Here is a 15137-nt window from a genome sequence, read left to right on the forward strand (position 1 = left end):
CGGTTACGGACTCGAGCACGGGGTCGAGGGTCTGAAGGCCGTCACAGCGCCCCGCGTGGTCAACCATCCACCGAAAGGGCAGTGATTGGGACGGGCAGCCTCATCGGTCAGTCCGACTTCGCTGATTCGTCGATGAGACGCTCCAGATAGTCGAGATCTTGGCGGAGTAACGCAATGGCGCGGGCGGGACCTTCGGGTGTGACGGGATGTGGGTTCTCCTGAACCAGGGAACGTACTGCCATGTCGGCGAGTTGGCCGGCGATAGCCCGGTCGTTCTCGGCATTCCCGGGTTGGTGCCACCACGCGATCCAGTTGATCATGCCGATCACACCGAGTGCGGCAGTTCGGGGATCGACGGGACGCATCTCGCCGAGTCGGATTCCGTCTTCGATGACTCGAATAAACTCTTTGAGCACGTGCCGGCGGCTTTGCTGGTACGTGGATGCGATCTCCTCCGGAAGTTCGGCTTCGGATCGGATGATCAGCCGGAATCTGTCCGGACCTTCCGCCTGGTGCAGGGCGATGGCGGTGGCCATTTGCCGGAGCTTCTCGGTCGGACCGACTTCGGGACGCTCGTTGATCTCGTGCAAGAGAGCGGCGGGCGTCTCGGTGCTCTCACTGACCAGGCGCGAAAGGAGCTCGTCCTTGTTGGCCACGTAGTGGTAGAGAGCGGGCCGGGTGAGGCCGGTCGCATCAGCGATGTCCTGGAGCGTGGTGCTGGCGAAGCCTTTCTCGGCGAACAGCCGAGTAGCCTGCTCCATCATTTGCTTCTCCACGAGCTCACGACGAGGGTTGCTGCGGCTCGCTGCGCTCTCGACCGTGGCCTGATCTGCGGTGGTCGACTTACCCCGCCCACGGGGTCGGCGCCCGGGTGCAGCTTCCTCGCGTGTCATGCCCGAAGGATAACGGGAGCCCGACACGGGCCGGGTGCTCATCCCGAGGCCCCGAACCTGGCCAACACGGGATCGGCCGGTGTCGATGCGGGCTCGTCGAAGAATGCAAGGTCAATGCGTGCGCTGGCCAGACCGGCGGCGATATCTTCGCGGCATGAGGTGGGGGCTTCGACGACGACCAGGGCATCGGTGTGGTGGCGGAGTCGTTCGGCGAGATCGAGCCGGGTGAGCACGGCAGCCCGGGTAGGGGGGCCGGCGAGCCACAGAAGACGCGCGTTCCTTGTGGACTCGACGAGGTCGGTGGCTTCGGCGTCTCGAGCTGAGTCGAGATCGACATCGAGTACGACGGTGGTCGCCGACTCACGCAGCTCTGGCGGTGCGATCCGGTGCTCGAACCGGTCGTTGTCGTGGTCGAGCGGTTGCTCGAAAATCCAGTCCGCGATGGCCGTGCTGGGGACAGAGTCGACGGGTGCGTTCGCGTAGCTGGCCAGCCCCTTACGAACCAGGTCGGGTGCGGACTCGTGGAATCTGCTGACGCTGACCTTTCCGGCGCGGGTCATGTAGGCGATCATCAGCTGTTCGACGGGAAGGTTCATGCGTCGCGGGAAGGATTCCCACCAGAGTTCGCTGCGGTGCGCGATCTGCTGAAGGTATTCGACGGCGGGACGCCGTACCCGCTCGTACTCCGCAAGGGCGTCTTCGAGGGTCGGGGCCGTGGTGAGTGCGCGGTCGAGGGCGATGGCGTCCTCCATCGCCAGCTTGGTTCCCGAGCCGATGGAGTAATGCGCGGTGTGGGCGGCGTCGCCGAGAAGGGCAACGTTGCCGCTGTGCCAGCGCCCGCACGAGACGGTCCGAAAGCGCATCCAGCGGGTGCGGTTGCCGATGAGCGGGTGATGTTGCAGCGTGTCGACGAACGCATCCTGCAGGTACTGCAGCGCGAAGTCGTCACTGTCCTGCGGTGCGGTCTTGTCGGTGGAGACGTCGAACCCTGCCCGCCGCCACGTTTCCTCGTCGGTCTCGATGAGGAAGGTGCTGCGGTCGGGGGCGTAGGGATAGGCATGCGCGACGAAGGTTCCGTGTTCGGTGGTCACGGGGATGAAGATGGCGCTGGGAAGCGCGAAATTTGTTCCGCACCAGAGATACAGGCCGGCGCCGGTGTCGATGCGGGGCCGGAGTGTGTCGGCCATCTGGGTGCGAGTGGCGCTGTTGATCCCGTCGGCAGCGACGATCAGGTCCGCGTCGAGTTCTGTTGCGTCGCGTCGTTCGCCGAAATGCAGTCGCACGCCGGCGTTCTCCGCTTGCTGCTGGAGGACGTGGAGCAGGGTGGTGCGCGCGATGGCGAGAAGGTCTCCGTGTGCCAGCCGTGCGATCTGATCGCCGACCTGCATCGACATTTCGTGGGGGTGGGCCGCTGCCACGATCGCCTCGAGTGACGCCGGGTCGGCGGCCCGGAGGTTGCGCTGAGTGCGCGAGGCGAGACCGACGCCGAAGCCGAATGTCTGATCCGGGGGGCTCTGTTCGTAGACCGTCACCTCGGCGTCCGGGTGGCTGCGTTTGAGCAGTCTCGCGGTGTAGAGGCCACCAGGCCCGCCGCCGAGTACTGCGACTCGCTCGAGATTCATGACAACTCCAGTCTGTGACGTTTAGGTAGATTATTCTACGCAGCTGTCGAATGGTCAATTCGACATGTGGCGATCTCGGAGTAGCTCCGGTGTTGCGGTTTTGCGACGCCCCGGCCCCGGCATGGGTTTCGGGGCATGCCTCGCTGAGGCATGCCCCGAAAGGTGGTGAACCGTTGGTTCAGACGACCGTGTGACTCACTTCTGCCTCGGCGGCCACTTTCGCTGCGATCTCGGCACGCAATCGCTTCTTGTCGATCTTGTTCACGTTCGTGTGCGGCAACGACGAGGCCCATTCGAGCCGTTCGGGCCATTTGAACTTGGCCACACCGAGTTTCGCCAGATGTGCCTGAATATCGCTGAGTGGCAGCGGTTCTCCGTCGGTGGCCACCAGGTACGCGCAGGTTCTTTCCCCGAGTCGCGGGTCGGGCATGGCGACGACCGCCGCGTTTGCGACTCCGGGGTGTGCGAGCAAAAGCAGTTCGAGTTCTTCGGCGTTGATCTTCTCCCCGCCACGGTTGATGAGATCTTTGATGCGGCCTTCGATCGACAGGTACCGCTCACCGTCGATGATCGTGATCGCGGCGAGGTCCCCTGTGCGGTAGAAGCCGTCGGAGGTGAAGGCTTCCCGGTTGTGGTCCGGGGCGTCGAAGTAGCCGGGGATCGTGTACGGGCCTCGGCAACACAGTTCTCCCACCTCTCCGTCGCCGAGTTCGTTCTCGGTGCCGGGCTCGAGGATGCGGATTTCATCGTCCGCGGCGACCGGGGTGCCCACTGTCGTCAGTCGCGCCAGGGTGGGGGCACCGGGCGGAGTCACCGTGAACAGGCCTTCGGACATGCCGAACAGCTGCCCGGCCCAGTGGCCGGCACCGTCGTCGACACGCTCGAACAGTTCGAGTGGAACCTTGGCACCGGACAGTACGACGCGGGACAGTGATGCGCGGGCCTTGTCGAAGTCCGGGCTCAGCACGGCCTGGTAGTGACCGTGCCCGATCAGGACCTCGGTTGCCCGGGCCCGTGCCATCAGTTCGAACGCCGAGGAGGCGTCGGCAGTGGCCAGGATCAGGCAGGCACCGACCGAGTGCGCTGCGTGCAAACCACAGGTGATCCCGGCGTTGTGGATGATCGGAATCAGATGTGCGACACGACTGTGTTCGTCCCAACCGAGTCGCTTCGCGTAGAGCAGGGCGTTGTTCCAGTATTCGGCGTGAATGCGTGGAATGACCTTCGGGACCCCGGTGGTGCCGCCGGAAAGTTGGAAAGCCGCGACGTCGAGTGGGTCGGTCTGTGCCTCGGTCTGCTCGACGATCGCTCGCGCCGACGCGACCGGGATGTCCAGCCCCAGTTCCTCGAGTCTCGGTTCGGCGCCGTCGGCGCCGCCGGCGACGGTGAGGATATGGCGAATAGTGGGATGGTCGGCGGCATGTTCGCGGGCGAACCCGACGAGATCGAAAGTCGGCAGACTCGCCTCGACGATGTGCGCAACGGCGCCGACCTTGCGACTGATGTTCCCGATTTCGTGCATGCGGTGCGCGGCCAGCGTCGCCACCGGAATAAGCCCGGCTTTGACGCAGCCGTACCAGGCGAGGACGGTTTCCAGTCGGTTGGTCAGTTGGAAGATGACCGGGTCGAGTCGCCGGAGACCGAGCCGGATCAGCCCGGCCGCGATCTGGTCGGTGCGCCGGTCGAGTTCGATGAAGCTCATTTCCCGTTCCGCGGTGATCACGGCCGACCGGTCCGGGAAGCGGGTGGCGATCTCGTGCAGTCGCTGCCCGGTGGGATCACTACTCCACGCACCGCTTGCGCGGTAGTGATCGGCCCGATCCTCCGGGAACGGGACAAGGCGCCTACCCCAGTCCGAGAATGTCACGGTCGATCTCCTCTGCTGGTCCTGATTGTGCCGGCGGGAAACATCATCGCTCCGTGACGGCAGGCAGAAGCCGTGCCAGCTCGAGGGCGTGGTCCGGGTGATCGGCAGGCACGATGCCGGAGTAGATGGCGGTCCAGCAGCCCGGGCAGCACAGCTGCCGGAATACGACGGGGGTGTCGACGTACTCGGCCGGGTCGGACGTGACCTGTGGTCCGGCGGTCGACGACGGACCTTCGAACCGTGCCAGATCGAGCGACGTGTTGTTCTTGTCGTCTCCGAGAAGTCGTCCGCACTGGGCGCAGGCGATGGCGCGGGTGTCTCCGATGGTGACCTCGGCGAGGTTGTCGTCGAGTCGGCGAGCGCCGGTCAGATCGAGTGTGGGGGCGTCGATCGGTGTGGCACCGGAGCGCTCTCGCCTCTCGGTGCGCATCGCGTCTCGACGATCCGAGGTTCGATTCTCGTCGACGGCGCCGTCATCGAGGATGACGCCGTACACGGTCTCGGCACCGGATGCGGTGACCTTGCCCTCGCGGAAGTCGGCGGCCACCGCGGCCGGGTCGCGCAGCAAGGGGTCGCCGTATCCGCCGCCGCCCTGCCAGTGCATGTACAGCACCTCGCCGGGGGCGACATAGCTCTCGGCGTAGCAGGCTCCGAGTTCACGACCGCCGCCGAGGTCGTCGAGCGACCCCGGAATGCGGCCAGCCGCGAATTGCTCGACGATGTCGGTGCTGCGGGCAAGCACCTCGACCCCGGTATTCCCGGGGTATCCGCCGGCGAGTCCGTTGTTCTGGGCGACGGCCTTGCCTGCGGATGCCAAGACAAGGCCCATAGGCAGGCTGGTGCCGTAGGGGGTGATGGCGATGGAGGCGCTGACACCGCCGCGGTGACGTCCCGGTCCGCCGGAATCGGGTTCCTCGCGACGCCACAGGGTGAGTAGCGGATAGAGGAACTCGGTCATCTCGGTGTCCGGAATGCGGCCCATCGGGATGCAGAACAGGCCACCGGTGTCCATGCCGTCGGCGGTTGGGCGCGCACCGTATCCGCCCGCCATGGGTTCCATCATGATGTTGAGGAACGGTACCGATTGTTCGGGGCGCTCGTCGAGACCGGCGATCACCGCGGTGTCCCAGGTGCCGCAGCAGGCGGCCTGCACACTCGTGCCGAGATCGACGGAGCGGTCGAGCATCTGGGACAGGCATTCGGCGATCAGGGTGCCGGTGAGCCACGCCGGTCCGATCGGGCCGCGACTGACGGCGGCGGGGAAGGTGGCGTTGTTGATCGTCCCTTCCTCGGCGACGAGGTCGAAGCAGCGCATCAGCCCGCCCGCGGACCACGGAATGTCGCCGGCGAGGATCGGCAGCAGAGCCAGCATGACGCCGCCGCGCATGCCGGCGTAGGTGCAGTTGATGACGCCGGTCTGGGGGTCGGTGCCGGTGAAGTCGAAAGTGAGGTGATCGGCGGTCTTGGTCATCGCGACTGTGATCTTGTGGACGCCGCGGTCCCCGGTGTGTGACTGGTCCTGGTAGCCGGTGGCCTTCCAGGTTCCGTCGGGCAGTGAGGTGAGCTTGCCCCGCAGCCGACTCTCGGCGTCGGCCATCATGCGCTTCATCACGGCCTTGACGGTGTCGGCACCGTACTGCTCGATCACGGCGAGAAGCCGATTGCGGCCGACCGTGTTGGCGCCGATCTTCGCCCGCAAGTCGAGTCCGACGAGCATCGGGACCCGCGAGCGCCGTACCCAGGCATCGGCGACGTCGCGCTGCAGTTCGTAGTCGCGGACCACCTTGATCGGCGGGGTGGGCAGCGACTCGGAGAACACATCCTTGGCTGCGGGGTCGAAGGACCCGAGGCCGGATCCGCCGAGATCGGGCTCGTGGCAGATCGCACTGGTCCACCCGAACAGCTTGCCTTCGTGGAAGATCGGCTGATAGACGATCACGTCACTCTGGTGCAGGCCGCCCCCGACCCAGGGGTCGTTGCACAAGAACATGTCACCTTCGGTGATGCCCGGATTGGTGGCGCGGTGCTGCAGGGTCCAGTAGATCGCGAGGTCGACGGCACCGACGAGCATGGTGTTGTAGAGGCCGACCTGAACTTCCTGGCCGAGCTCGTCACTGATGGCGAAGTCGAAGTCGTTTGCATCGGTGACGATGGGGGAGCCGGACATTCGCTTGAGTGCCTCACCCATCTCGTCGGTGACCGACCACAGACGGTGCCGGATGACCTCATAGGTAAGCGGGTCGAGGTTGTCGATCTGTTCGTCGGTGACGGTGTGGACTTCCAGCGTCGGCGGAAGGGATCGGGAGAGCGCGTCGGGGTCGACGGGTCGGCTCGAGAAAACTTCGGCGCCGGGAATTTGCATGGTCATCTTCGGTGCTCCTAGTGGGCGACGATGTTGAGGTTGCCGAGACGGTCGACGGTGCCGGTGGTGCCGTGGGGGACGACGACGGTGGTCGTCGGGACCTCGACGATCGCCGGGCCGGACAGTACGTGTCCGCCGAGCAGCTTGCTGTAGTCGTAGACGTCGGTGTCCACGTATCCGATCCGGCCGTTCAGGCAGACCTTGCGGGTGCCGATCCTGGCGGCGGATGCATCGGCGGAGTCCGCGGACTTCAGTTCCGGCAGCGTGGGGGAGAAGGGCAGAATGCCGGTCGCGCGCACCCGGTAGGTAATCGCCTGGATGCCGGCTTCCCGGAATCCGCTGTCCTCTCCGTAGAGTTCGGCGTACCGCTGCTCGAACAGATCCGACGCCTGCGCGATCCCGACTGCGTCGAGGTCTCCGGCCGGGATCGGGGTGGCGACCTCGGCGAGCTGCATGGTGTAGCGCATGTCGATCTCACGCTCGATCTCGACGCTGGTGAACGTCAAGCCCTGTCGGTTGATCTGTTCGAGCACCTGGTTTTCCAGCTGCGTGAAGTTGCGCTCGGCGCGGGCGGGGTCGAGGGGCATGGCAGCCGGGTCGGACAGTTCGGCGGCGAGGACGATGTTGGACGACGCGAGACCGTACGCCGAGAAGGCCGACGCGACCTGGCCGAGCGGAACGATGACCTCCCGGACACCGACCTCGGCGGCGTAGGCAGCGCAGTGGGCTGGGCCGGACCCGCCGAAGGCGTAGAGGACGAAGTTCCGGGGATCGTGGCCGGCCTCGACCACGGTCTTGCGAAGCAGGTCGCCGGTCTGGGCGTTCTGGACCGCGTAGATGGCCGCGGCGGCGTCCTCGATCGACAGACCCAGCGGCTCGGCAATTCTGGTGCGGATCGCTTCGCGCGCAAGGTTTTTGTCGAGCGGTTTACGCCCGCCGAGGAGGCCGCGTTCGGGCAGGATTCCCAGCACCAGATTGGCGTCGGCGTTGGTCGGTTCGGTGCCGCCCTGGCCGTAACAGGCCGGGCCCGGGACGGCCTGCGCGCTGTGCGGGCCGATTTGCAGGTTGCCACCGGCGTCGATCCAGGCGATGGCGCCACCGCCGGAGCCGATGGCGTGGACCTCGAGGGTCGGCACGTTGATCGGATGGTGGTTGATGATCGTGCTGGAGGAGCGGACGGGCTCCCCGTCGACGACGAGTCCGACGAGGAAGGTGGTTCCGCCGACGTCGGTGGCGATGATGTTGCGGTGGTCGAGTTGCTTGCCGAGGGAGACGGCGCCCACCACACCGCCGGTCAGCACTGATCCGACTGTGCTGATCGCGTTCTTCGGTGCCTCCGCGGCGGCGACTGCGCCACCGTTGCTCTGCATCACCAGCAGAGGTCCCGCGAGTTGGAGCTTGCGCAGCTTGGACTCCAATTCGCCGAGGTAGTCCCGGAGCCCGGGCCCGATCTGGGTGCTCATGATGGTCGTCGCGTTGCGGGCGAACTCGCGGATGCGGGGACTCACCTCGCTCGACAGGGAAACGAACATCGTCGGGTCGATTTCGTGGACGAGTTCGCGAATGCGCTGTTCATGCACGGGGTTGCGGAACGACCACAACAGCGAGACCGCGATCCCCGACACCTTCTCGGCGAGGAGCTGGCGGATGGACTCGCGGGCGGAGTCCTCGTCGAGGGCGACGACGACATTGCCGTCCCGGTCGAGCCGCTCAGTCACCTCCAGGGCGTGCTTCTTCGGGACGAGACCGTGGGACTTGCTCTGTCCCATTACATTCTGGAGCTGCTCAGGCGAGCTGCCTAGATAACGTCCTTCGACGTTCATGATGTAGATCGAGTCGCGGTGGCCCTTGGTGGTGAGGAAGCCGACCGGGGGCACGTTGCCCATGACGAGGGCGTTCAGGGACGAGGTGGTGCCGTGAGCGATGTGGTGCGTGTTTGCCAGCATCTCCTCGATCGGGCATCCCAGCTGCTCGGCGAGCACCTCGAGAACGTCGATCACGCCGCGTGAGTAGTCGGGCGGGGTCGAGGGAGCCTTGGCGGCGAGAACAGTGCCGGCGTTGTCGTCCAACACCGCGTCGGTGAACGTGCCACCGACGTCCACTCCGATTACATATGCCATTGCCGCTGTGCTCCTTCGTGCCGGGGGTATGCGACGGGGTGTGAGGTCATCCTCGAACACCTCCTTACGTCAATGTCGATTATTCGACGTGACTGACGACCTGTCAAGTGCTGAATGTGAGGACGGACACGAACGTGACTCGAATCTGCATTGTTGCCCTGAGGCCCGCCAACCCTGAGGCTTGACGAATCGTCATTAGCGTCGAATAATCGTCGTGAACGTAAATATCCGGCAGGGCGGACCGAGCTCCCCGCTGCCATTCCAATCAGAAGGACTACGCCATGGGCATTCACCGCATCGGACTCGTCGTACCGAGCTCGAATGTGACCGTCGAAACGGAAATGCCGGCCCTGCTCGGCCGACATGCGAAGGCCCGGTTCTCATTCCACTCGAGCCGCATGCGGATGCAGGCGGTGTCTCCGGAACAACTGCGAGCGATGAACGCTCAGCGCGAGCGGTGCATCCTCGAACTCGGTGACGCAGGCGTCGACGCCATCCTCTACGCATGCCTGGTCGCCCTGATGTCGGTGGGACCCGGGGAGCACCAACGCGTGGAAAGCCTGGTCGCCGAGCAACTGGCGACCGGGGGTTCCGACGCAGTGGTCCGCTCCAGCGCGGGCGCCCTCGTCGAAGCGCTCCATGCCCTCGACGCGAAACGGATCATCCTCGTCACGCCCTACATGCTTCCGCTCGCCGAGCAGGTCGTCGCCTATATCGAGGCGGAAGGCATTGCGGTGTCCGACTGGCGCGCTCTCGAGGTCTCCGACAACGCCGAGGTCGGCTGCATACCCGGCGAACGGGTCATGGAAGCGGCACGATCGCTCGACCGCACCGGAGCCGATGCCATGGTGATCTCCGCCTGCGTGCAGATGCCCTCACTCGACCTCGTCGAAGGCGCGGAAGATGAGTTCGACCTGCCGGTGCTGTCGGCAGCTACCGCCGGTGCCTACAGCCTACTGCGCGCACTCGACCTCGACGTCGACATTCCCGGAGCCGGAAGTCTGCTGCGCGCCGACGCGCCGGCTGCCGCCCGTCATTGACCGAACCCTTTGGGAGAGTTCACATGTCCGAACTTCAGCACACCGTCAGAGGCGTTGACCACGTCGCCTATCCGACCTTCGATCCCGCCGCCACCGTGAAGTTCTATCGCGACGTTCTCGGGTTCCCGGTCGTACACTCCATCTGCGCCGCCGGCTGGGGACCGGAGAAACACCCCGACTTCATTCACTTCTTCTTCGACATCGGCAACGACGACCGGCTCGCCTTCTTCTACTACTTCGGCCTCGAACCCTTCGACGGCGGACCGCAGGGCGACTCGTACTCCCGCTTCGATGACGACGTGCCCATCTTCTTCATCCGCTCGCGTCATCTGGCCATTCATGTCGACAGCGAGGAAGACCTGACGGAATATCGGCGGCGACTGGACCACAGCGCATGGCCGGTGGAGATGCAGATCCAGCACGAGACGATCGAGTCGATCTACACCCATGACCCCAACGGGTACATGATCGAGATCACCCGGGCGCTGCGTCCGGTCACCCCGCAGGAAGATCTCGACGCGAACCTCACCATCGACGCCCTCGTCGACGTGGTGACCGGCCCCGATCCCAGCATGGCCGCCCTGCTGACTCGCAAGGCGGAACTGATCACCGAACGCGCGGCCGCCTGGCAGCAGGAACAAGAATCGAAGGAGGTGGTGACCCGATGACGACCTTGTTCGTCCTCGACGTCCCGGAGAACACCGCGGTCGCCGAAGTCGCCGGTCAGGATCCGGCGGTCACCGTCGACCACGTCGGTCCCTACTTCCGGATCGTCTCCGAGACGGCCATCGTCATCGACCGCCGCGCCACCGGCTGCCGCCACGCCGTCTGGTACAGCAGTGTCGCCGGGCTGGCGCAGTCTCGAATTACGCAGTGGGACAAGGACGTCATGCGGGTCGAGCCGCGATGAGTGAGGACTCACGGTTGGGCGCCGGCCGATATATCGACGCTGCTCGAGCTCCCGAGGCCACGGTGACGTCGACGCACGAGCTCGCCACCGCCGACGGTGCCACGGTCTCCGGCGTGCTGCGGGTCGTTCCTGGTGCGCGCACCGTCGTCACCTTGATGCACCCGCGTCAGGATCTGACTCATCATGTGCTCGTTCCCGAACTGCTCGCCCGTGGGTTCGCGGTGTGGACGCAGGGCACCCGGTCGGTCAACAACGACATCGCCCTGGTGCATGAGCAGGCGCTGCTGGATGCCGCGGCCGGACAGGTGTTCCTGCGGGAGAAAGGGTTCGAGTACGTCGTCAGTCTCGGGCACTCCGGAGGCGGGACCCTCTTCGCGTTCTATCACCAGCAGGCCGCACTACCGGCAGAGGAGCGATTGGCCCGTACCCCGGCGGGACGACCGATCGATCTCCCCGGCGCCGAGATGCCGCTGCCCGACGCGGCGATCTTCATGGCCCCGCACCCCGGACAGGGGGCACTGCTGTTGCGGTTGATCGACCCGTCGGTCACCGACGAGTCGGACCCCCTCGCCGCCGATCCCGACCTCAACCCCTTCGATCCTGCGAACGGTTTCGCCGAACCGCCGCACAGTTCCTCGTATCCACCCGATTTCGTCACCCGCTACCGGGTAGCGCAGCACGGCCGGATCGCCCGCCTCGACGCGATCGCCCGCGCACGAGTCGACGAAGCCGCCGATGCGCGTCGCCGATACAAGCGCACCGCGGACTCGGCGGATCGCCGCGCCGCGTTAGCGCCCCGCGTCCTGAGCGTGTACCGCACCGACGCGGACCTCAGGTTCACCGACCTGTCCCTGAGCCCGAACGAGCGTCCCTACGGGTCACTGTTCGGCCGGCGACCCGACCTGACCAACTACGGACTCGTGGGCTTCGGACGGTTCGCCACTCCGGACGCCTGGCTGTCTACCTGGTCGGGTCTCAGCAGCAATGCCGACTTCCTCCGCTGTGCTCCCGCCGTCACCGCCCCGACACTGTTTGTCGAACTCACCGGTGATCAGGCGTGCTTCCCCGAGGACGCCACAATGATGGTCGACGCCCTCGGATCGACCGACACAACGCACGTCCGCGTCGCCGGCACCCACTTCGGAGGGCCGATCCGCGACGGCGCCCCCACCGGCGCCAGCCTGGCCGCCGCCGAGATCGGCGCGTGGCTCGAAACCCGCTGCACGTAACGCGTCCCTAGCCACCGATGCATTCACTCTGACCTGCCTCCAGTGGGACAGCGTGGTCATGTCACTTCGAGCGGAGACACCGATGTCTGCCCGTATCGCCCCTGCCGCGCCCGTCGTCGGACTCTGCCTCATGGCACTGATCCTCGAGGGGTATGACCTCCTGATGTACGGAACAGTGGTCCCCTCACTGTTGAGCTACGACTCCTGGAACCTCGACGCCACCCAGGTGGGAATGCTCGGATCCCTCGCCGGAGTCGGCATGCTCGTCGGCGCCCTGCTCGCCGCGGCCGTCGCCGACCGTTGGGGCCGCCGCTGCACTCTCCTCACCGCCGTCCTCGTCTTCTCCACGGCGATGGGGGTGTGCGCGTTCGCACCCAGCCCCGAAGTGTTCGGGGTCGGGCGTGTTGCGGTGGGACTCGGGGCCGGTGTCCTGATGCCGACCGCAGCAGCAACTTTGATCGAGTTCGCCGAACCGGGTGCTCGGGCCCGGTCGGTGGCGCTCGGGTTCGTCGGCACCAGCATCGGCGGAATACTTGCCGGAGTGCTGTCGCTGTGGCTCGTGCCCGAGTACGGGTTCCGGGCGATGTTCCTGGCCGGGATGGTGCCGGCACTCGTCTTCCTTCCGGTGATGCTCCGATACCTGCCGGAGTCACCGGCCTATCTGAATGCTCGTGGCCGGCATGAGGCCGCGGCGGCGATCGCCGACCGCTATCACCTCCAGCACGCCGCGAGCTCCGCTCTGGCCGCGCCCAGCCCCCGACGCGGGCTGCGCGCACTGTTCGGCGCGGACCGCACTGTCGCGACGCTGCTGTTCTGGGGCATGACCCTGGTCTGCCTGCTCGTATTGTTCGGCGTCGCGACCTGGCTTCCCGCGCTCATGAAGTCGGCCGGCTACCCGCTGGGCGCCGCCTTGTCGTTCCTGCTCACCCTGAACGTCGGCGGCGCGGCGGGCGCACTCATCGGTGCCGTACTCGCCGACCGGTACGGCATAAAACCCGTCACCGCAACCTTCTTCGTCATTGCCGCAGTGTCTCTGCTGCTCGTCGCCACCGCCCCGCCGCTCGCGGTCATCTATCTACTGGTACTGCTCGCGGGTGTGGGCACCACGGGCACCCAAATCCTGCTCAACACCTTCGTCGGCACCTTCTACCCGGCATCCAGCCGGGCCACCGGGCTCGGCATGGCATTGGGAGTGGGCCGGATCGGTGCGATCATCGGCCCCACTTACGGGGGACTTTTCGTCGCACTCGGCGCCGGCACCACCTGGCAACTGCTCGCCTTCGCCGTCCCCGCCGTCGTCGGCGCCGTACTGACGCTGCTCGTACCGCGGCATACCGCGGCCGACGCGGCCATCCCTGTCGCTGAGAACGTTGAACAGAAAGCACTGTCATGACCATTGATTTCACGGGCCAGGTCGCCATCGTCACCGGGGCCGGCGGCGGACTCGGCCGCGCCCACGCCCGCGCCCTCGCAGCCCGCGGCGCTCACGTCGTTGTCAACGACATCGCTGGATCCGCTGACGAAAGCTCCGCCGACAACACTCCGAACACGCCCGCAGACCGGGTCGTCGCCGACATCACCACCCGCGGCGGCTCGGCAATCGCCGACTACGCCGACGTCACCGACTATCGGCAGGTCACCGCCATGGTCGACCGGGCCCTGTCCGCATGGGGCCGGGTCGACATCCTCATCAACAACGCCGGAATTCTGCGAGATGCCAGCTTCCGCAACGCGAGCATCGACGACTTCCGCACAGTCCTCGACGTCCATCTGATGGGTGGCGTGCACTGCAGTAAAGCCGTATGGCCGCACATGATCACCCAAAAGTATGGCCGAATTCTCATGACGACCTCCGCGTCCGGGATCTACGGCAACTTCGGGCAAGCGAACTACGCCGCAGCCAAATCGGCGCTCGTCGGCCTGATGAACGTGCTCGCGATCGAGGGGCAATCCAAGGGCATTCGAGTCAATGCGCTGGCGCCCCTCGCGACGACTTCCATGACCGAATCGATTTTCGACGTCACGGCCGCCGAACTTCTGACTCCGGAGTCGATTACGCCCGGTGCGCTGTTCTTGGTCTCCGAGGATGCACCGACCAAGACGATCCTCGGCGCCGGCGGTGGAACGTTCGCGGTCAGCCGCATGCTCGAAGCCCACGGCGTCTTCCTCCCCACGGATGCCAGAACCCCAGAAGACGTTGTCCGTCACTGGCCTCAGATCAACGACTCGACGGCGCAGTCGGGCACCGACAGCACTGCAGCCCAGATTCAGCACTTCGTCGAAACCGCAATCCGGGCCACACCCGACAGAGGAGACTGCTACCCGGAGTGACCAGCCGTATACAACCTCCGGTTGGTCTGCGCAAGTTGCCATTCCGTTTGCTGCGCGAGGCGGTCGAGCTGGGCGGCGTCGAGCCGGTCGCAGACGAAATTCCAGTGCACCGCGACACGATCGCCGACGGCGAGGTCGGGGACGAAGGCTCCCTCGGGCACTGTGTAGTCGGCGGGCACTTCCCGGTCGGGTCCGAGGAAGAGCTGTCCGTGCTCGAACATCAGCGGTCGTGAACGGACCACTGCCCGGTCGGCCGTGAACCCCACCACCTCGCCCCAGCTGATCCGGCACGAGTCGAGGACGTGCAGCGGTTGCGGCATCCCCGTGTCGAGTAGCCGCGACCACGGGTAGACGCCGAAGACATGGAAATTGTGTGTCGGAGCCGCTTCGACGAGGAGCTCCCCGGTCAGATGTTTCCAGTAATGTCCCGCTGTCGACGCCAGCCGCGCGAGGAGGGTTGCGCCGAACTGGGATCGGTCAATGCGGTCGATCAGGTCGTCGGCCGTCCAGTAGGCACGGACCACCCGCTCGTCCAGGGGGTCGGCGATGCCCGCGAGTTCCGCGATCACCTGTTGATACGGCCAGGCGCCGCTGAACTGCCGTGCCAGCGAGAGCACATCGACGTCGGTGGCCTGACCGCACGCGAGCGCCTGCAGTCGCTCGGAACCCGGAGGGCCACAATACCCGAGCGCATTCGGGGCGTGCGCGTATTGCGCGAACAGGCGGTGCCCCGGCAGCACCGAATGTTCGAGCGACACCATGG

Annotated in this window: 12 protein-coding genes; 6 read left to right on the forward strand and 6 right to left on the reverse strand. The window is 65.9% G+C overall.

The window, feature by feature from the left end:
* Positions 1-107: 107 nt before the first annotated feature.
* The 5 genes from GFS60_RS04585 to GFS60_RS04605 all read right to left on the reverse strand — a co-directional run bounded on the left by GFS60_RS04585 (position 108) and on the right by GFS60_RS04605 (position 8864).
* Positions 108-893: a TetR/AcrR family transcriptional regulator gene (locus tag GFS60_RS04585; RefSeq protein WP_201453502.1), complete on the reverse strand. Its 786-nt coding sequence runs from the start codon at positions 891-893 to the stop codon at positions 108-110.
* Positions 894-931: 38 nt separating this feature from the next.
* Positions 932-2515 carry an FAD-dependent monooxygenase gene (locus tag GFS60_RS04590; protein ID WP_159919189.1) on the reverse strand — a complete coding sequence of 528 codons (1584 nt, stop codon included), beginning with the start codon at positions 2513-2515 and terminating at the stop codon, positions 932-934.
* A 178-nt stretch (positions 2516-2693) separates the two neighbouring features.
* On the reverse strand, positions 2694-4382 hold the full coding sequence (locus tag GFS60_RS04595; protein ID WP_159919191.1) for a (2,3-dihydroxybenzoyl)adenylate synthase: 1689 nt from the start codon (positions 4380-4382) through the stop codon (positions 2694-2696).
* 43 nt (positions 4383-4425) lie between these two features.
* On the reverse strand, positions 4426-6750 hold the full coding sequence (locus GFS60_RS04600; RefSeq protein WP_159919193.1) for a hydantoinase B/oxoprolinase family protein: 2325 nt from the start codon (positions 6748-6750) through the stop codon (positions 4426-4428).
* 11 nt (positions 6751-6761) lie between these two features.
* Positions 6762-8864, reverse strand: coding sequence for a hydantoinase/oxoprolinase family protein (locus GFS60_RS04605; protein WP_159919195.1), 2103 nt, complete (start codon positions 8862-8864; stop codon positions 6762-6764).
* Between the two features lie 281 nt (positions 8865-9145).
* Between GFS60_RS04605 and GFS60_RS04610 the strand changes: the two genes are divergently transcribed.
* From GFS60_RS04610 to GFS60_RS04635, 6 genes are all read left to right on the forward strand, one after another.
* Complete coding sequence (locus GFS60_RS04610; protein ID WP_159919197.1) at positions 9146-9904, forward strand: maleate cis-trans isomerase family protein; 759 nt, start codon at positions 9146-9148, stop codon at positions 9902-9904.
* Positions 9905-9927: 23 nt separating this feature from the next.
* Positions 9928-10572 (forward strand): VOC family protein, encoded by a 645-nt coding sequence (locus GFS60_RS04615; RefSeq protein ID WP_159919199.1) that lies wholly within the window; start codon positions 9928-9930, stop codon positions 10570-10572.
* Positions 10569-10814, forward strand: coding sequence for a hypothetical protein (locus tag GFS60_RS04620; RefSeq protein ID WP_159919201.1), 246 nt, complete (start codon positions 10569-10571; stop codon positions 10812-10814). Before GFS60_RS04615 ends, GFS60_RS04620 begins: the two co-directional genes overlap by 4 nt.
* Positions 10811-12043, forward strand: coding sequence for an alpha/beta hydrolase (locus GFS60_RS04625; protein WP_159919203.1), 1233 nt, complete (start codon positions 10811-10813; stop codon positions 12041-12043). Before GFS60_RS04620 ends, GFS60_RS04625 begins: the two co-directional genes overlap by 4 nt.
* A gap of 82 nt (positions 12044-12125) precedes the next feature.
* Positions 12126-13436, forward strand: coding sequence for an MFS transporter (locus GFS60_RS04630; RefSeq protein ID WP_236603373.1), 1311 nt, complete (start codon positions 12126-12128; stop codon positions 13434-13436).
* Entirely contained in the window at positions 13433-14374 is a 942-nt protein-coding gene (locus GFS60_RS04635; RefSeq protein WP_159919205.1) for an SDR family NAD(P)-dependent oxidoreductase, read from the forward strand. Before GFS60_RS04630 ends, GFS60_RS04635 begins: the two co-directional genes overlap by 4 nt.
* Here GFS60_RS04635 and GFS60_RS04640 read toward each other — a convergent pair.
* The gene (locus tag GFS60_RS04640) at positions 14362-15135 is read right to left on the reverse strand and encodes a DUF6390 family protein (protein ID WP_159919207.1); all 774 of its coding nucleotides are present in this window, start codon (positions 15133-15135) and stop codon (positions 14362-14364) included. The two genes, GFS60_RS04635 and GFS60_RS04640, sit on opposite strands and share 13 nt — an antisense overlap.
* Positions 15136-15137: the final 2 nt, after the last annotated feature.

Origin of the sequence: Rhodococcus sp. WAY2 (assembly GCF_009859915.1) — a bacterium.
GTDB classification, from domain to species: domain Bacteria; phylum Actinomycetota; class Actinomycetes; order Mycobacteriales; family Mycobacteriaceae; genus Rhodococcus_F; species Rhodococcus_F oxybenzonivorans.

Coding starts and splice junctions, on each gene's coding strand:
- GFS60_RS04585 (WP_201453502.1), bottom strand. CDS start 893: ATGACACGCGAGGAAGCTGCACCCGGGCGCCGACCCCGTGGGCGGGGT.
- GFS60_RS04590 (WP_159919189.1), bottom strand. CDS start 2,515: ATGAATCTCGAGCGAGTCGCAGTACTCGGCGGCGGGCCTGGTGGCCTC.
- GFS60_RS04600 (WP_159919193.1), bottom strand. CDS start 6,750: ATGACCATGCAAATTCCCGGCGCCGAAGTTTTCTCGAGCCGACCCGTC.
- GFS60_RS04605 (WP_159919195.1), bottom strand. CDS start 8,864: ATGGCATATGTAATCGGAGTGGACGTCGGTGGCACGTTCACCGACGCG.
- GFS60_RS04610 (WP_159919197.1), top strand. CDS start 9,146: ATGGGCATTCACCGCATCGGACTCGTCGTACCGAGCTCGAATGTGACC.
- GFS60_RS04615 (WP_159919199.1), top strand. CDS start 9,928: ATGTCCGAACTTCAGCACACCGTCAGAGGCGTTGACCACGTCGCCTAT.
- GFS60_RS04620 (WP_159919201.1), top strand. CDS start 10,569: ATGACGACCTTGTTCGTCCTCGACGTCCCGGAGAACACCGCGGTCGCC.
- GFS60_RS04625 (WP_159919203.1), top strand. CDS start 10,811: ATGAGTGAGGACTCACGGTTGGGCGCCGGCCGATATATCGACGCTGCT.
- GFS60_RS04630 (WP_236603373.1), top strand. CDS start 12,126: ATGTCTGCCCGTATCGCCCCTGCCGCGCCCGTCGTCGGACTCTGCCTC.
- GFS60_RS04635 (WP_159919205.1), top strand. CDS start 13,433: ATGACCATTGATTTCACGGGCCAGGTCGCCATCGTCACCGGGGCCGGC.
- GFS60_RS04640 (WP_159919207.1), bottom strand. CDS start 15,135: ATGGTGTCGCTCGAACATTCGGTGCTGCCGGGGCACCGCCTGTTCGCG.